This is a genomic window from Cryobacterium inferilacus (genome assembly GCF_019599185.1).
Classification (GTDB): Bacteria; Actinomycetota; Actinomycetes; order Actinomycetales; family Microbacteriaceae; genus Cryobacterium; species Cryobacterium inferilacus.
In genome coordinates, this window is the sequence record NZ_JAIEUL010000061.1 from 1 (window position 1) to 935 (window position 935).

The window sequence follows — 935 nt, forward strand, 5'->3', positions numbered from 1 at the left end:
TCAGCCACCGTCACCGTCGACACCTCACCCAGGCACACATCCACACCCGCGAACTGCTCCAACACCACCAGCAGACGATCGATGACGCGTTCCGCGTCGGCGCGGGGGAGGGCCTCTTCGTCGACAAGGACGACGAGGAGTAGTTCATCGCCGCTGCGTTGCATCGTCACCGTGAGCGGGTAGGTGGTTTCCTCGCGGCCCTCCACAAAAGACAGGCCATCGATGCTGGAGGAGTCCTCGTCAACTGCGAAGTTCTCGAACGCGAACAGGCAACCGACCAGGCGGTCAATCCCGGTGATCGATTGGATTCGTGCGAGTGACCCGTAGGCGTGCTCACTGCTCGCAAGAGCCTGTTCCCGAACCGCGCCGACGAACTCCGACACCGTCGCCTCCGGCGACGCCTGCACCCGCACCGGGACCGTGTTGATGAACAGTCCGACCGTGCGGTCGATGTCGGGCAGTGGCACGTCTCGCCCGGATACGACGGTGGCGAAGACGACGTCCTCGCTGCCGCACGCGCGGCCGAGGACCACCCCGAACGCCGCCTCGGTGACGTGGGCGAGTGTCGCGCCAGCGCCTGCGAAGCGGGTGACCAGTCGGGCGGCGAGCTCACCCTCGCTCAGACGGGTGACCCGGGTGACGTCGGCCCCGTGAGGTGCATCGCTTGAGGCGGGCACCGCGGCTGCTCCGTCATAGCCGGCGAGAAGGTCCCGCCAATACGCGTCGAAGCCGTCGCTGTCCTGCTCCTGGATCCAACGTGTGTACGCGGCGAAGGAGGTCTCCTGGGACCGTTGCTCGTCGGCGAGGGCGAGGAGGAGTGCACGGCCGTGCTCGTCCTGACCTTTTTCCTCGGCGAGGCGGAGGTGTCGGAGCAGGTCGGTGAAGAGGAGGGAGAGGCTCCAGCCGTCGAGGATGATGTGGTGGTAGGTCCAGAT

At 66.5% G+C, this 935-nt stretch carries 1 protein-coding gene; it reads right to left on the reverse strand.

The window, feature by feature from the left end; genetic code table 11:
* On the reverse strand, nucleotides 1–935 hold a 935-nt coding region (locus K2F54_RS18895; protein WP_220607398.1), incomplete at both ends, for a condensation domain-containing protein.